Annotated in this window: 12 protein-coding genes; 7 read left to right on the top strand and 5 right to left on the bottom strand. The window is 74.4% G+C overall.

Annotated elements, in window-relative coordinates; all coding sequences use genetic code 11:
* Nucleotides 1–35: 35 nt before the first annotated feature.
* Complete coding sequence (locus SJY06_RS18475; RefSeq protein ID WP_380168998.1) at nt 36–947, bottom strand: YihY/virulence factor BrkB family protein; 912 nt, start codon at nt 945–947, stop codon at nt 36–38.
* A 623-nt stretch (nt 948–1,570) separates the two neighbouring features.
* Between SJY06_RS18475 and SJY06_RS18480 the strand changes: the two genes are divergently transcribed.
* The 4 genes from SJY06_RS18480 to SJY06_RS18495 all read left to right on the top strand — a co-directional run bounded on the left by SJY06_RS18480 (nt 1,571) and on the right by SJY06_RS18495 (nt 5,006).
* Complete coding sequence (locus SJY06_RS18480; RefSeq protein WP_380168999.1) at nt 1,571–2,266, top strand: response regulator transcription factor; 696 nt, start codon at nt 1,571–1,573, stop codon at nt 2,264–2,266.
* Nucleotides 2,263–3,150 carry a hypothetical protein gene (locus tag SJY06_RS18485; RefSeq protein WP_380169000.1) on the top strand — a complete coding sequence of 296 codons (888 nt, stop codon included), beginning with the start codon at nt 2,263–2,265 and terminating at the stop codon, nt 3,148–3,150. Before SJY06_RS18480 ends, SJY06_RS18485 begins: the two co-directional genes overlap by 4 nt.
* Before the next feature lie 183 nt (nt 3,151–3,333).
* Nucleotides 3,334–4,257 carry a metallophosphoesterase family protein gene (locus SJY06_RS18490; protein ID WP_380169001.1) on the top strand — a complete coding sequence of 308 codons (924 nt, stop codon included), beginning with the start codon at nt 3,334–3,336 and terminating at the stop codon, nt 4,255–4,257.
* A 71-nt stretch (nt 4,258–4,328) separates the two neighbouring features.
* The gene (locus SJY06_RS18495) at nt 4,329–5,006 is read left to right on the top strand and encodes a response regulator transcription factor (protein ID WP_380169002.1); all 678 of its coding nucleotides are present in this window, start codon (nt 4,329–4,331) and stop codon (nt 5,004–5,006) included.
* A gap of 40 nt (nt 5,007–5,046) precedes the next feature.
* Here SJY06_RS18495 and SJY06_RS18500 read toward each other — a convergent pair whose 3' ends face one another.
* Both SJY06_RS18500 and SJY06_RS18505 read right to left on the bottom strand, forming a co-directional pair.
* Nucleotides 5,047–6,468, bottom strand: a complete 1,422-nt coding sequence (locus tag SJY06_RS18500) for an ATP-binding protein (protein WP_380169003.1) — start codon at nt 6,466–6,468, stop codon at nt 5,047–5,049.
* 140 nt (nt 6,469–6,608) lie between these two features.
* Nucleotides 6,609–6,899 carry a YggT family protein gene (locus SJY06_RS18505; RefSeq protein ID WP_380169004.1) on the bottom strand — a complete coding sequence of 97 codons (291 nt, stop codon included), beginning with the start codon at nt 6,897–6,899 and terminating at the stop codon, nt 6,609–6,611.
* Nucleotides 6,900–7,139: 240 nt separating this feature from the next.
* On the opposite strand from SJY06_RS18505, the gene SJY06_RS18510 reads away from it, so the two are divergent.
* From SJY06_RS18510 to SJY06_RS18520, 3 genes are all read left to right on the top strand, one after another.
* The gene (locus tag SJY06_RS18510; protein WP_380169005.1) at nt 7,140–7,769 is read left to right on the top strand and encodes a PepSY domain-containing protein; all 630 of its coding nucleotides are present in this window, start codon (nt 7,140–7,142) and stop codon (nt 7,767–7,769) included.
* A gap of 337 nt (nt 7,770–8,106) precedes the next feature.
* Nucleotides 8,107–8,775 carry a DedA family protein gene (locus SJY06_RS18515; RefSeq protein WP_380169006.1) on the top strand — a complete coding sequence of 223 codons (669 nt, stop codon included), beginning with the start codon at nt 8,107–8,109 and terminating at the stop codon, nt 8,773–8,775.
* Complete coding sequence (locus SJY06_RS18520) at nt 8,772–9,617, top strand: undecaprenyl-diphosphate phosphatase (RefSeq protein WP_380169007.1); 846 nt, start codon at nt 8,772–8,774, stop codon at nt 9,615–9,617. Before SJY06_RS18515 ends, SJY06_RS18520 begins: the two co-directional genes overlap by 4 nt.
* Nucleotides 9,618–10,317: 700 nt before the next feature.
* Here SJY06_RS18520 and SJY06_RS18525 read toward each other — a convergent pair.
* Both SJY06_RS18525 and SJY06_RS18530 read right to left on the bottom strand, forming a co-directional pair.
* Nucleotides 10,318–14,106: a hypothetical protein gene (locus SJY06_RS18525; RefSeq protein ID WP_380169008.1), complete on the bottom strand. Its 3,789-nt coding sequence runs from the start codon at nt 14,104–14,106 to the stop codon at nt 10,318–10,320.
* Between the two features lie 161 nt (nt 14,107–14,267).
* Nucleotides 14,268–15,218, bottom strand: coding sequence for a DUF808 domain-containing protein (locus SJY06_RS18530; protein ID WP_380169009.1), 951 nt, complete (start codon nt 15,216–15,218; stop codon nt 14,268–14,270).
* Nucleotides 15,219–15,226: the final 8 nt, after the last annotated feature.

Genomic DNA, 15,226 nt, shown 5'->3' on the forward strand with positions numbered 1-15,226 from the left:
CGGCACGGGCCGGGACCGATCGGTTCTACCGACCGTCATCCCGTTCTGAGGACGACAGGCACGGGCCAGGAGCGGTCGGCGAGCACGGCGTTCAGGGCGGCCGCGGTGACGAACACCCGGGCCAGCAGGTACAGCCAGGCCAGCAGCCCGATGACCGTGGCGAACGTCCCGTACGTCAGCGTCGCCTCCCGCACCACCCGGTCCAGGTAGAGGCCGCCGAGGACGTGCAGCGCGGTGAAGCCCACCCCACCCACCACCGCCCCGGGGAGCGTGGCCCTGACCGTGGCCGTCCGGCTGGTCAGCAGGCGCAGTGCCGCCATCAGCAGCGCGACGGCCAGCAGCAGCGCGACCAGCAGCGAGACGAGCTGCCCGGCCAGCGGGATGCTGACCGTCGCGGCGGCCGCGCCGGTGACGGCGGCCAGGAGCAGGCACACGAGGATCAGCAGCCCCACCACGGCCGCCCGGCCGTGCTGTCCCAACCAGCTGGCACGGTCCTGGCCCGGGACTCCCGCGACCGTGTCCAGGGCCGCGTGGGCGGTGCGCAGGACCCCGCTCGCGCCGTACGCGGCCACGACGAGGCCGATCACGACCGCGCCGGGGCTGCCTCTCAGCGAGGTGACGTCGGTGGCCAGCTGCTGACCGATGACCGGGACTTCCGACACGGCCGTGTCGAGGATGAGTTGCTGCAGCCGGGCGTCGCCCTGCAGCAGGTACCCCAGTGAGGTCACCAGCAGCAGCAGCGCCGGCAGGAGGGACAGGAACGCGTAGTAGGCCAGGAGGCTCGCCCAGTTCCCCGCGTCGGCGTCGCGGTAGCGGACCAGGACCGCGGCCGGCACGGCCGTCCAGCGCGACCGCTGCTGCTGCCGGTCCAACCACCACACCGGCCGCGCCAGCAGGAGCCACAGCCGCCCGGCCGCCGCCCCCAGCCCACGCGCGGGTGTTGTCACCGCCACCGAGACCCCGGCGAAGGCCACAGGCAAGCAGGGAGATGCGGGTGCGGGTGGTGCGGACCGCCGCGGGTCGTCACGGTCACCGACGCCGCGCCGGTCCCACGAGGCGACCCCTCCGGCGAGGACCGACCCTCCGACGTCGAGCGCCCACACTGGTCGCCCTCAGGTCGACGTCGACATGCTCCAGACGCAGGTCGGCGTCCGCGGCCGACGAGGTGATGTCGCTGGGTCCGCCGAGGCCCTCGTACTTGGTCCGGGGCACCTCGTGAGGGACGGAACCGTCGGTGCTGCTCGAGGACATGCTGTTCAGGGACATGGTCGTTCCTCCTCGCGATCGATCCTGTGGTCGCTGGGCTCGATGCATCGTGCGCTCCCGCAGATGAGGACGACGTGAAAACGTCGCCGTGCGACCCGGTAGGTCCCGTCCCCGGCACGACCCGGCGCCTCTCATCGTCCCCTCATCCCGACCGGCGCAGAGTCGGCCCATGATCACAACAGCTGCCCCCCCGACCACCGCAGCGCCCGCGACACGACTGTGGGGTCGAAGGAGTCCGGACGAGCAGCCGCAGATCGAGCCGCTACGGGTCACCGGGCGGGCAGCGGTGGCTACTGTGACGTCCATGCGGCTGCTGGTCGTCGAGGACGATGCCGGGCTGTCCGACCTCCTGCTCCGGGCACTGCAGAAGGAGGGCTACGCGGTCGACCTCGCCGCCGACGGGGAGGAGGCCCTCTGGTCGGCCCGGGAGAACGGCTACGACGCGATCCTGCTGGACGTGATGATCCCCGCCCCCGACGGGTTCGCCGTGGTGAGATCGCTGCGCGCCGAGGAGTGCTGGACACCGGTGCTCATGCTCACCGCCCGCGACGGCGTCGACGACCGCGTCGAGGGCCTCGACGCGGGCGCGGACGACTACCTGAGCAAGCCCTTCTCCATGAGCGAGCTCACGGCCCGCCTGCGGGCACTGACCCGGCGCACACCGGCCGAGCGACCCGTCGTGCTGCAGGTCGGCGACCTGATGCTGGACCCCGCCACGCACCGTGTCACCCGGTCCGGCCAGGTCGTCCCCATGTCTCCCAAGGAGTTCGCCCTGCTGCAGGAGCTGATGCGACGCCCGGGCCAGGCCCTCACCCGCACGCACCTCATCGAGCACGTCTGGGACTTCGCCTTCGACGGCACGTCCAACGTGGTCGACGTCTACGTCGGGTACCTGCGCGACAAGCTCGACCGGCCGTTCTCCCGCCGCTCGCTGGTCACCGTGCGCGGCGTGGGGTACATGGTCGAGGACGACGCCCACCCGGCGAGCACGGAGCGGTGACCCCCTCGGGCCGCCTGCCTGGGGTGGTCGAGGGGGACGAGGACGACAGAGGGCCCGCAGCGGACGACGTCTGCCCGGCACGGGTGACCCTGCTGCTCCTGGGCCACCGGTCGGTCCTGACCTGGCGCCTGCCCCAGGACCTCCCGCACCGCAGGTCCGCCCGTGCGGACCTGCACGCCGACGTCGCCCGCTCCCTCCGATCCGCCGAGGCCCTGCGCGCCGAGATCGAGCAGACCTTCGGTGCCGGGCGCGGTGAGCTGTCCCAGGTGGCCCGACGACGACTGGACATGGCCGGTTGCCACGGCATGGCGATGGACGTCCTGGAGTTCTGCTGCGACGCCTACCAGCAGACCGACGGCCTCTTCGACGCGTTCGACACCATCGACCTCTCCGCCGACGGCGCAGGTCGACGACATCTCGACCCGGGACTCCTGGGGCTCGCGTGGGCTGTCGACCGTGTCGTCGCGAAGGTCCACGACGACACCGGTCTCGGTCTCGTGCTGCGCGCCGGTCCCGTCGTGGGGGTACGGGCGCCGGCGGGCTCGACACCGTTCACGATCGAGCTCCCCGGCACGGGGCGACGACGGCGGACCGCCACGCCCGAGGACCTCGTCCCCGTCCAGGTGGACCTGCTCGACGGAGGAGCGGTGGTCCGTCCTGGCCTGGGAAACGACCAGGGCACGTCGGTGACGGTCGCGGGGCCGGACCTGAGGTGGTCCGCGGTCTACGCCGGCGTCCTGGCGGAGCAGGGCCGCGCGGGCCTGAGAGTCCTCCGACCGGTGCCCGGTCTGCACGCGACGGTGCGCACAGCGAGCGGAGCGTTGCTCACCCTCGACCGCGGAGAGGTCACGACCCAGGACGCACCGCCCGTCCTCACCCTGTGACGGCGCGGGCACCACCGGTTCCACGGCCTCGAGGCCCACCCGGGTCTCCCTGGGGGACATCGTCTCGCGGGGCAGCCACCACGGGAGCAAGCCCCGAGGCCGCCGACGTCTCCGGCGTGCCGACCTGGTGGCGCCGACAGGGCTCTCAGGATCGCCACAGGTGGACGGGAGGAGGATGGGCGCATGACGCCTCGACCACGCACCGTCCTGCTCGGTCTCGCTGCCGCAGCAGCCGTTGCACTCGCGGGTGTCGTCGCGACCGTGGCGCCGGGCTCACCGCTGCCGGCAGCACTGGGGAGGGCCGAGCGGCCCTCGGTCTCCTCGGGAGAGGCCGTGCCGGCAGTCCTCGATGACCCGGTGGTCAGGATCGCTGTCGCCGGTGACACCGGCACCGGCGAGCCGGCCGAGGCGCTCACGGCCGAGAGCATGGCTGCGCAGAGCCAGGCGGACCCCTACGACGCCCTGGTCCTGCTCGGGGACCTCGTCTACCCGGACGGGGACTCCGCCCTCGTGAAGGACGTGGTGCTCGATCCCTTCGCACCGGTCCTGCGGCAGGGCGCCGAGCTGGTGCCGGTGCTAGGCAACCACGACTACCAGAGCGGGGAGCAGGGGCAGATCATGACGGCACTGGGCCGCGACGCGCCCTGGTACGAGGCGCAGGTCGGCCCCGTGAGGATCCTGGTCCTGGACTCCAGCCGGGTGGACGACCCGGACCAGACCCGGTGGCTACGGGATGCGCTGGCCGCGCCGCAGCCATCCGGGACGTGGACGCTCGCCGCGATGCACCACCCCGCCTATTCAGCGGGCCAACACGGCTCGGACATGGCCGTACGGGCGGCGTGGGCGCCGCTGTTCGCCGACCACGACGTGCCGCTGGTGCTCGCCGGCCACGACCACGACTACCAGCGGTCCTTGCCCCAGGACGGGGTGACGTACGTGGTCTCCGGCGCCGGGGCGAAGCTACGTCCCGCCGGCCGTGAGGACTTCACCGCGGTCAGCGCCTCCACGCTGCACTACGTCGACCTCCTCGTGTTCGACGACCGGCTCGAGGGTCGGGCGGTCGACCAGTCCGGACGGCTGGTCGACACCTTCACCATCACCCGGTGAAGGCGTCCACCGTCCACCGGCCGACGTCTGACACCTGCGGGCCAGGAACACCGTCGAGGGGAGGAAGAGGCATGCGCGTGCTGCTGGTCGAGGACGAGGTGAGGTTGGCCGAGACCGGAAGGCGGGGTCTCAGCGCCGAGGGTTTCAACGTCGAGGTCGTCTCCGACGGTGAGGACGGCTTGTGGTCGGCCACGGAGAACGCCTACGACGTGATCGTCCTGGACATCATGCTGCCGAGCCTGAACGGCTACAAGGTCGTGGAGCAGCTACGCGCCCGGGGGGTCTGGACGCCGATCCTGATGCTGACCGCGAAGGACGGTGAGTACGACCAGGCAGACGCGTTCGACCTGGGTGCCGATGACTACCTCACCAAGCCGTTCTCCTTCGTCATCCTGGTGGCCAGGTTGCGCGCCCTGGTCCGACGGGGCGCGCCGGAGCGCCCGGTGGTCCTGGTGGTCGGTGACCTCGAGCTGGACCCCAGCCGCCGGCAGGTGCGTCGGGCCGGCAAGGAGGTGCCCCTGACACCGCGCGAGTACGGGCTGCTGCTGCACCTGGTGCGTCACCACGGCGACGTCGTCAGCAAGACCGAGATCCTCGCGTCGGTGTGGGACGTCAACTACGACGGCGACCCGAACGTGGTGGAGGTCTACATCGGCTACCTGCGGCGCAAGATCGACGCCCCGTTCGGCCGGCAGTCGATCCAGACCGTCCGGGGCATGGGGTATCGCCTCGTCGCCGACGACGGCTGAGCCCCGGCCCTCAGGAGGGTGGCGGGTCCCGAGCGTCGGCTCATCCCCTCCAGCTGGCGGCCGCCGGCAGCGGCAGGGTCAGGACGAACCGTGCCCCTGACCGGACACCGCTCCCGGTGGGTGCAGTCACCTCCACGTCCCCTCCGTGAGCACGGGCGACCTGCCGTGTGATGGCCAGGCCGAGGCCCGTGCCGCCGGTCCCTCGTTCCCGGCTGGTGTCCAGGCGCACGAACCGCTCGAACACCCGCTCCCGCTCGGCCTCGACGATGCCCGGCCCGTCGTCGAGGACCTCCAGCTGTGCCGTGGCGTCCTGGGCGCGAAGCCTGAGCGTGACGGTCGACCTGGAGTACCTGGCGGCGTTGTCGGTGAGGTTGCGGACCGCTCGCACCAGGTGCTGCGCGTCGCCGCGCACCCGGACCGAGCGGACGTCGACCACGACCTCGGCCACCCCGGCCTGCCGCACGCGGGCGGCCTCGGCGACGACGACGTCGTCGAGGTCGACGTCCTCGGCCCGCATCACCAGCCCCTCCTCGTCGGACCGGGCCAGCAGGAGCAGGTCGGACACCAGCCGCTCCAGCCGGTCGGTCTCGGCCAGCACCGTCGACGCGGCCGCCGGCCAGTCCATTGCCTCCGGGTGCGAGCCAGACACCTCCGCGGCCGCACGGATCGTCGCCAGCGGGCTACGCAGCTCGTGGGAGGCGTCCGCGACGAACCGGCTCTGCGCGGCGGCGGAACCCTGCAGCCGACCCAGCATCACGTTCATCGTCTCGGCGAGCCTGGCAATCTCGTCTCCCGTCGCCGGGACCGGGACCCGGGCCGACAGATCCTGCGCGGTGACCTCACCCACCCGACGGCGGATCGCCTCCACAGGGGCCAGGGCACGGCCGGCGAAGACATAGGACGTAACCCCGACCGCCAGCAGCAGCAGCGGGTACCCCACCCCGACGAGGGTGAGCGTCACCGCGGTGCTGCGCTGCACGGACTCCAGGCTCTGCGCGGTGATGACACGGACGACACCGTCAGGCGTCGCGACCCCGGTGACGACGACGACGAACGGGTCGTCCTCCCCGATCGGCAGCTCCGGCACAGACCGGACGTCCACCTGCCCGGCTCCCGTGGTGGCCGACGAGACGGGCTGTTCCCCCTCGACGTCGGAGCTGGCCGCAACGACCAGCCCGTCAGGCGTCACGACCTGAACCAGGGTCTGCTCACGGCTGGCCCCCCCGACGGCGGCGAGGTCGACCGTACCCACGCCGCCGTCGCGGATCTGCTGGGCCACCGCCTCACCCTGCTGCCGGGCGAGCAGGGTGACGGCCTGAACCAGCTGCTGGCGCTGCAGGACCACCAGCGCGGCGGCGGCCAGGAGCAGGGTGACGGCCACGACCACGGTCGCCGAGATCGCGGTACGGGCCCGCACCCCCCGCGCCCAGCGGACCGGGGCGCGGACCGGGCGACGGCTCACGGGAGGCTCGGTGCGGGCGTCTGTCACGGGTACCACCCTGTCCGACACCCGCCCATCGTGCCGCGAGCCCAGGCCTGAACCCCGGCTCCGACCCCGGTCCCGGCCCTGAGCATGGCCCTGGCCCTCGCCCTGGACCGGGCTCACACCCCGGCCACGGCCAGCAGCAGCCCTCTCGCCAGCAGGACCGCGACGAACACCACGGTGAACGCCAGGTCCAGGCTCACCGGACCGACCCGCACCGGCGGGACCACCCGCCGCACCGGCGCCAGGACCGGCTCCGTGAGCGCGACCACAGCTCCACCGGCTCGGGCGCGCAGCGAGCCGTGGACCGCCGGGCCGGCGAGCAGCACCGAGACGTCCACCACCACCCGCGCGATCAGGACGACCTCCACCAGCAGGAGCACGAACCCCAGGACCACCAGGACGGCCATCGCCGCCACCTCCTCTGTCGCGAACACCCGGACGGACCGGGTGCTCGATGAGCGGCTCCCGGGCGGGAACCGCCACCACTGTCTTGGTCGGCCCCTGTGCAGGGGCTGAGAGCCGGCCCCGGCGTGGGGCGAACCTGTGAGGGCCCTCAGGGAGGCTCAGGGTTGTCACAGGCGGGTGGGCGGAGTCTTCGGGAACGGCAGGCCGACCGGCTCGCCGCCCGACAGCAGAGAGGCACGATCATGAACCGGATCCACAAGAGCCGCCTGGCCGCCGCAGGAGCGGTCGCCGCGGTCGTCGTGGCCGGCGGCGCCACCGTCGCGGCTGCGTCCTCCGACAGCGCCACGCCCGACGCGGGCACGGTCACCGTCACGACGAGCAGCGCGGCCGAGGGTGCCGAGGGTGCCGAGGGTGCCGAGGGTGCCGAGGGTGCCGAGGGTGCCGAGGGTGCCGAGGGTGCCGAGGGTGCCGAGACCGAGGAGGCCTCGGTCGTGGGCTCGGTGCAGGCGCCGGGTGGCGCCGAGGACGAGACCGGTGAGTCCGGCGAGGAGGACGACGCGACCGAAGCCGCGGCCGAGGAGGCCGAGGCGGCGGAGCTCGCGAAGCTGGCCACCGTGAGCCAGTCCGAGGCCGAGGCGGCCGCAATCGCCGCGGTCCCGGGCACGGCAGGCACCGCGTCCCTGGAGAACCAGGACGGCTACGTCGTCTACGAGGTCGAGGTCACCCAGGCCGACGGCACGCTCGTCGAGGTCGCCATCGACGCCGGCGACGGCAGCGTCCTGACCCAGGAGACCGAGGACGGCGGGTCCGAGAACGAGACCGACGACACCGAGACCGACGACGACCAGGAGGCGGTGACGCCCGCCCCGTGACCGGGTCGTAGCTGAGCTGGGGCGCCACCGGGCAACCGCCCGGTGGCGCCTCTGTGTGTGTCGACCTGCCGGAGACCTCGAGTCGGCCCGGGCGAGCGGCGAGGTAGGACGACGGCGGGCCCGGCGAGGGCGAGGCACGACGCCACGCCGGCGGTGAGGGGATCAGGCCGTCCTCATCAACCTCTCAGGCTGGTTGCCCGATGGTGTCGGTACGGCGCCGCCTCGTCCGGCGAGCCGCCCTCCTCCTCGAAAGGCACGTCATGGGCCCTTGCCCCTCCTGGCCGTCATCGGGTCTCCCTGCATCCTCAGATGCCACGGTGCCGGTCGGGATGCTGCGATGAGCGCGACCGCCGGGGTCGGCACCAGCACCGCCGCCGGCGACCTCACGGGCATCACCGGGTTCTTCGCGGACCTCATCGCCTCGATGGGGGAGCCGGGTGTCGGTGTGCTCACCTTCGTGGAGACGGTGATCCCCCCGGTGCCCAGCGAGCTCATCCTGCCCCTGGCAGGGTTCCTCGCCCAGCAGGGACGTCTGTCGCTGGTCTGGGTGCTGCTGGCCTCGACGATCGGTTCGGTGCTGGGGGCTCTGACCTTCTACGCCCTGGGCGCCGTCCTCGGCCTCGAGCGCTCCATCTCCCTGCTCTCCCGCCTACCCCTGCTCGATCGTGAGGACCTGGACCGCGCCTCGGCCTGGTTCCACCGCCACGGGAGGGGCTCAGTCTTCTTCGGCAGGCTCGTCCCCGGCGTGCGGAGCCTGGTCTCGCTGCCCGCAGGCGCGCAGCGGATGCCGCTGAGCACGTTCACCCTCTACACGGCTGTGGGCAGCGGGCTGTGGAACTGCGTCCTCGTGGGGGCTGGGTACACCTTCGCCACGCAGTGGGACGTCGTGGGGCGGTGGGCGAGCTCGGTGAGCAACGCCTTGGTCCTCGTCCTCGTCCTCGTCGCCGTTGCCGGGCTCGGTCGGCGCGCCTACCGCCGCCGCCGAGCGGCCGTCTCGCCCTCGTGAGCTGGTTGACGGCGGTCGTCCTCGGCCTGGTCCAAGGTCTCACCGAGTTCCTCCCGGTCTCCTCCAGCGCGCACGTCAGCGTGGTCGGGCAGCTGCTCGGCAATGCTGACCCGGGCGCCGCGTTCACGGCCATCACCCAGCTCGGGACCGAGGCCGCCGTCGTCGTGTACTTCCGCCGGGACATCGTCCGCATCGCGGGTGCGTGGTTGCTCGCGATGCGGGGCAAGGTCCCCCACTCTCATCCCGACGCGCGGATCGGGTGGCTGGTGATCGTCGGCTCGCTGCCGATCGGCCTCCTGGGCTTCGCGCTGCAGGACACCATCGAGGGCCCGGCCGTGCGCAGCCTGTGGGTGACGGCCACCATGCTGTGGGTCTTCGCGGTGGTCCTGCACCTGGCCGACCGTCGGGCCCGCACGGTGCGGTCCCTGGAGGACCTGACCTGGCGTCACGGGATCATCTTCGGCCTCGCGCAGGCCCTGGCGCTGGTCCCCGGGGTGTCCCGGTCCGGCGGCACGATCGCGGCAGGGCTGTTCCTGGGCTACACCCGTGAGTCCGCGGCGAGGTACTCCTTCCTCCTGGCCATCCCCGCAGTGCTGGCCTCCGGCGGTCTGCAGGTCGTCAAGAGCCTGGGCGACGCAGGGTCGGCCGCGGACCCCACGTTCGCGTGGGGACCCACCCTGGTCGCGACCGCCATCGCCGGCGTGGTCGGCTACGCCGTCATCGCCTGGCTGCTGCGCTACCTCAGCACCCACACGTTCACGCCCTTCGTGGCCTACCGCATCGCCGCCGCCGCCGTCATCTACGCGCTGCTCGGCACGGGCGTGCTCATGGCGGGCACGTGACTTTCCGCCGCCCCGTAGCCATCTCCCGAATCGCAAGGCCTCTGCCGGTCCTCGGGGCGTCCGACCTGGGACCAGTCGGACGCCGCGAGCACCTGCCGGCGCACCACCGATGAGGGCCACGTCCTCGTCGGGCACCGTCACCGGTTCGCTCGTGGTGGTGATCGCCGTGACGGGGAGGCGTAGCCGCGGGGCGTCGAGCCCCTCGAGCAGCTCGCTACGTGACGGCGGAGGGCACTCGTCGAGGCCGTCAGCGAGGGGGCAACGAGGGGGCACTGTGACTGAGCACGACGTTCTTGCACGTCAGAGCGCTGTGCCCGACTGACCGGGTACGCTGCCCACAACACAAAACCGCAGGTGAAAGGCACAAGAGGCCGAGGTTCAAGTCCCGTCACTCACCCCCGGAAAGTGCCCCTGACCTGCGGAAACGTCTCTGCAGGCCGGGGGCACACCCCGTGGGTGGCACGGGGGTGGGTGAGAGATGCCTGCATGAGACCCCGTCAGATGCCGTCGCGCGAGGCTCCGCGGAGGCCGCACGGCCCGTCGCGCGACCGGGTCGGCACCGTCCCTCCGCCACGGCCCCGCTCGATGTGCGGTTGTGGTGGCGGAGCGCCCGGCGAGGCGGGCGCAACGACTCCCGGCGTGCGGTTGTTGTGACGGGTCGCCCGGGTCCCGCGCGCCCACCCGACCGCAGCGACCGGCCTCAGCGCAGCTCGCGCCAGCGTCGGCCGGCCTCCTGCGCCTGCTGCCTCGCCCGCTCGAAGGTGATGCCGACGGCCAGGGCGAGCACGCCCGCCGCGGCCAGGTACACCCACTGCGGGACGGACACGACGAACGGCAGCGCCTGCACCACCGCCACCGGGACCACGACCAGGGCACCGACGAGCAGCGGGGCCCGCCAGCGTCGCCACGCCCCGAGCGCCACCAGCAGCGACCCGGCGACCGCGACGACGAGCGGGCGGGGCGCGACCGGGTCGACCACGGCGAGGACGGCGCTGGGCACCGCGGCAAGCGCAAGGCCGGGCCCGAGGAGCCGGACCGTGCCCGGGGCACCGGGACGCGAGGTCGTGGCGCGCAGCGCCGCGAGCCCGAACCCGGCCAGCACCAGACCGACGGGGACCGTGAGTCGGTCCGGCGGCCAGTCCAGGTCGACGGCGGCCAGCAGCCAGCCGACCACCGACGCGGCCGCACCGACGCGCATCGCCCACCAGGCCCGGGCCTCGGGCGGCACCGGCCTGGGCCCGGCGAGCTGACCGGGCGAGAGGACGACCACGGCGAGCGCGGACACCCCGAGCAGCCACCAGGTGAGCCCGGCGACCCACAGCGGTCGCTCCCCCGCGAGGGCCGCCAGCACGCCGAGGGCGCCGAGCCCGGTGGTGGTGAGGACGGCAATGGCGTCGCGCACCGTCGGCCGGCCCCCCGCACCGACGGAACCCCCCGCCCCACCGGGAGCGGCGGCCGCGCGGCCGGGGCCCCCGTCGGCGCGCAGGACGGCGCTGCGCAGGGCTTCGCGGACCAGGTGCACGAGCAGGCCGACGGCAGCGACGAGGAGCGTCTCGACCTCCGCGGGCAGCCCCGTCGTCGGGCGCGCGGAGGACAGCAGGAGCAGCAGGGTCGCGGCGACGGCGAGCGGCCGGGCCACGTCGCGCGCCCAGCGCGCACCGGCGACCAGGGCGGGGTCCGCACGGCGCAGGGCCACCGAGGTGGCCAGCACGACCGAGGCCGGCAGGCCCGCCCACGCGAGCAGGTGCCCGGCCACGACGTCCGGGTCCAGCAGGGGCCGGGCGGCCGCGACCAGTGTCGCGCCGGCCAGGCCTAGCAGGAGCGGGACAAGGAGGTCCCGCCCGAGCGCGCGCACCGGCGGGCGTGGCGCCCACGGGCCGGTCGGGTCGACCCGCACCGCGACGGCGACGTAGCCGGCAAGGACGAGGAGGACCACCGTCGCGGGCAGCGCCTCGACGTCCAGGGGCAGCCGTCGCACCAGCGGCCAGCCCGACCAGAGGGCGGCGACGCCGACGACCAGCAGCGGGCCGGGCAGCAGGAGGTGGCGCAGGGTGGGCGTCCGGACCGGGACGACGCCGTGCCGTGGCGCGGTGACCGCGACCGCCTGCACCGCGACCGCGAGCGCACCGACCAGCCAGACCAGGCCGTCCCGCTGCAGCAGGTCGGCGCTCCCGGGGACCAGCGGGGGCAGCGTGGCGCTCTTGACACCCAGGACGGTGCCGCCCAGCGCCAGGGCCACCGTGGCCGCGCCGAGACCGGCCGCGCCCGTGCGGGCGCCCGGCCACGCAGGCAGGCGCAGCAGCAGCCCCGCCGCGACGGCGGTGACGACCAGCGCCGCGACGACGCCGTCCGCGAGGGGTCCGTGCAGCACCGGTCGCGCGTGGGCGGTCAGGGCGGCCGCGACCGCGAGCAGCGCGACGCCGGTCGTCACGGTGACGTCGCGAGCGACCACGACGACCTCCCGGCCCGGCCGGCGCACCGGCGGACGCAGCGCCCCGCCCCGGGTACCGACGACCGCGACGAGCAGCGTGCCGGTCCCGGCCAGGAGCAGCACGCCCGCGGCGACGAGCCCGTCGCCGCGACCGGCGTCCTCCGCGGCGAGGGTGGCCAGCAGGGAGTGCACCGCCCAGGCGACGACGACGCCGAGCAGCGGGTCGCGCCGCAGCGGGCCGAGCCGCCACCGGTAGGTGCGCAGCCGACCACGGGTCGTCGCAACGGAGACCGCGGTGACGAGCAGGACCGCGAGCACGGCCGCGCCCGCCCACCGAGCGGCGCCGTCGTCGGTGGCGAGCCAGCCCCACCAGGTGACGCTCGCCGCGGCGACCGCCACGACCGCGGCGACCTCCGTCCACCGACCGGCCGGCCGCAGGGGCCGCACGTCGCCCGCGGCTGCGGCTGCGGACCCGCCGGACCGGCGGCGCGCCGCCCGGGTCCCGAGCCCGGCGGCGCCGAGGACCGCGAGCACTACGGTCGCGGCGCCCGTCGCGGCGGTCCGGGACGTCTCGAGCCACTGCTCGAGCGACCAGGCGGCCGTCGCCAAGCCGTCCACGGGAGCGAGCAGCGCGAGCACCAGGGCGCCGAGCAGCAGGAGCGCGCCGACGACGCCGAGCCCCAGCACGACGACCGCCACCCCCCGACGCAGCCACGTCGCGCCCACCCCGGGCACGGCGAGCACGACGACGAGCAGCACCGCCGTGGCCGTCGTCAGGCCGACGTCCCGCGTGAGGCCGGCCAGCGCGGCGACGGCGACGAGCAGCCCGGTCGTCACGGCGGCCGCGGTGGCGCCCGCGGAGGCTCGCCCCCAGGGCCGGCCCAGCACCAGCGGCACCACGGCGAGGACGACGGCGACGACGGTCAGGGCGAGCAACCGGGCCACGACGGCGAGGACGTCTGCGTCACCGGCCCCGGCCGACGGCCACCACCAGGGCAGCACCGCCGCCGTGACGAGCCCCACGAGCGCAAGAGCCGCGAGGAGGGCCAGGCCACCGGTTCGGGCGGTGGCTCGCACCAGCGCGGCCGGCCCCGTCGTTCGCAGGGCGAGGCCGAGCAGGCTCCCGGCGAGCCCCGCCACCAGGAGACCGTCCAGGACGCCGACCAGCAGTGCCGTCCCGCCCGCGAGGCCCTGCACCTGCTCGGCGACGCCGGAGACGACGACGACCAGGGCGACGAGGGCGACCGGGACCGCGGCGACGGCGACGACCGCTGCGGCGAGCAGGGGTGGGCGGCCCGTGCGTGGAGCCACGGGTGGGTCGTCCGGCGGCGGCGGGGTCCAGGTGACGACGCTGACGCAGGTGCCGGCACCCGCGAGGACCACGGCCGTCAGCAGGGTCCACACGTCGGCGGGCACCGCGCCCAGGCCGGCCAGGTCGAACGCCCGCGCCCCGACCAGGTCGAGCAGCAGGAGCCCCGCGGTCACCGCTGCGAACGTCTCGGCGCCCTGGCGCAGCCGGGCCCGTCGCAGCAGCACGCACGCGACGGCGGAGGCGGCGGTGGCGCCCGCCAGGAGGCCCGCCTGCTGGGCGACGCCGAGCCCGCCCCAGCTGAGGGCGACGAAGACCGCGGCGGCGGACAGCAGCAGGACCGCGCCGACCCCCAGGAGGAGGACCGCCGCCGGCACGTGGCGACGGGCCGGCGGACCGGGCGGAGCGCCGCTGATCGGCCTTCCGACGACCGACGCCGCGGCCGCGGCGGGTGTTGCGGCGGAGGCGGGTCCCGCGGCGGGAGAGGCGGCTGCGGGGACCGGGGGGACGCCGACGCCGGCACCCAGTGCCTCGAGGCGGCCGAGCTCGGCGCGGGCGGCGGCGACCCGCTTCCGGGTGAGGTCCCGGTCGGCGATCGCTCGCGCCCGGTGCTCGTCGAGACGGAGCAGGGCACCGTCGATGTCCTGCAGGTGCGCCTCCGCCGCGCGGAGGTCCGCCTGGACCGCGCTAAGGAGCGCCGCGCCGTCGCCGGTGCCCGCGCTCGTCCCCGAACCCGTGGTGCGGTCCATCGTCAGCTGCTCCCCCGTCGCCCCCGGGCCCCGCCCCACCGGCCCGCACCGAGTGTGGGGGGCGCGGCCGACTCAGGAGGCGGACCCGCCGGGTTCCTGACCGGATGGCCCATCGCCGGCCACGACGGGTCGCTCGGACCGGGGGTGCGGGGCCGCCCCGGTCAGACGTGCTCGGCCTGCTTGCGACCCGAACGCAGGTGCATGAGCGTGACGACGACCGCGCCGACCACGAGGCCGATCAGCGCCGAGACCAGGGTGCCGGCCAGCCAGGACAGCGCGCCGCCGACCCCGGGGACCGCGCCGACGAACACCTCGACGTCGTGCACCAGGTCGTAGGGCAGGTGCCAGCCGAGCTCGTCCGCGCCGACCAGCAGGATGTGCCCGCCGACCCACAGCATCGCGACGATGCCGACGCTCGACAGCACCGACAGGACCTTGGGCATGGCCTTGACCAACCCCCGGCCGGTCGTGGCCACCGCCCCGTTGCGGGTCGTCGCCAGGCGCAGCCCGATGTCGTCCATCTTCACGATGAGCGCGACGACGCCGTAGACCAGCACGGTGATGCCGACGGCGACGACCAGCAGGATGACCGCGCGGGACACCAGCGGTTCGTCGGCGACCTCGTTGAGGGCGATCACCATGATCTCCGCCGACAGGATGAAGTCGGTGCGGACGGCGCCGCGCACCATGCTCCGCTCCTGCTCCTCCCCCTGGGCGCCGGCGGGCAGAGCCGTCTCCTTCTTCTTCTTGGCGTGCCCGGTGAGCACCTCGTAGACCTTCTCCGCCCCCTCGAAGGCGAGGTAGGTCCCACCCACCATGAGGATCGGCGTCAGCAACCAGGGCACGAACTGGCTCAGCACCAGGGCCGCCGGGAGGATGAAGAGCAGCTTGTTGCGCAGCGAGCCGACGGCGATCTTCCGCACGATCGGCAGCTCGCGGTTGGGGGTGAAGCCGTGCACGTAGCGCGGTGTCACGGCGGCGTCGTCGATCACCACGCCCGCGGCCTTGGCGCTGGCCCGCCCGGCCGCCGCACCCACGTCGTCGACCGAGGCCGCGGCCAGCTTGGCCAGCACGGCGATGTCGTCGAGCAGGGCCGCGAGACCGCCCGGCATCAGCGTCC

It is taken from the genome of Jannaschia sp. R86511, from assembly GCF_042466345.1.
In the GTDB taxonomy this organism is placed as follows: Bacteria; Actinomycetota; Actinomycetes; order Actinomycetales; family JBBAYJ01; genus Aquipuribacter.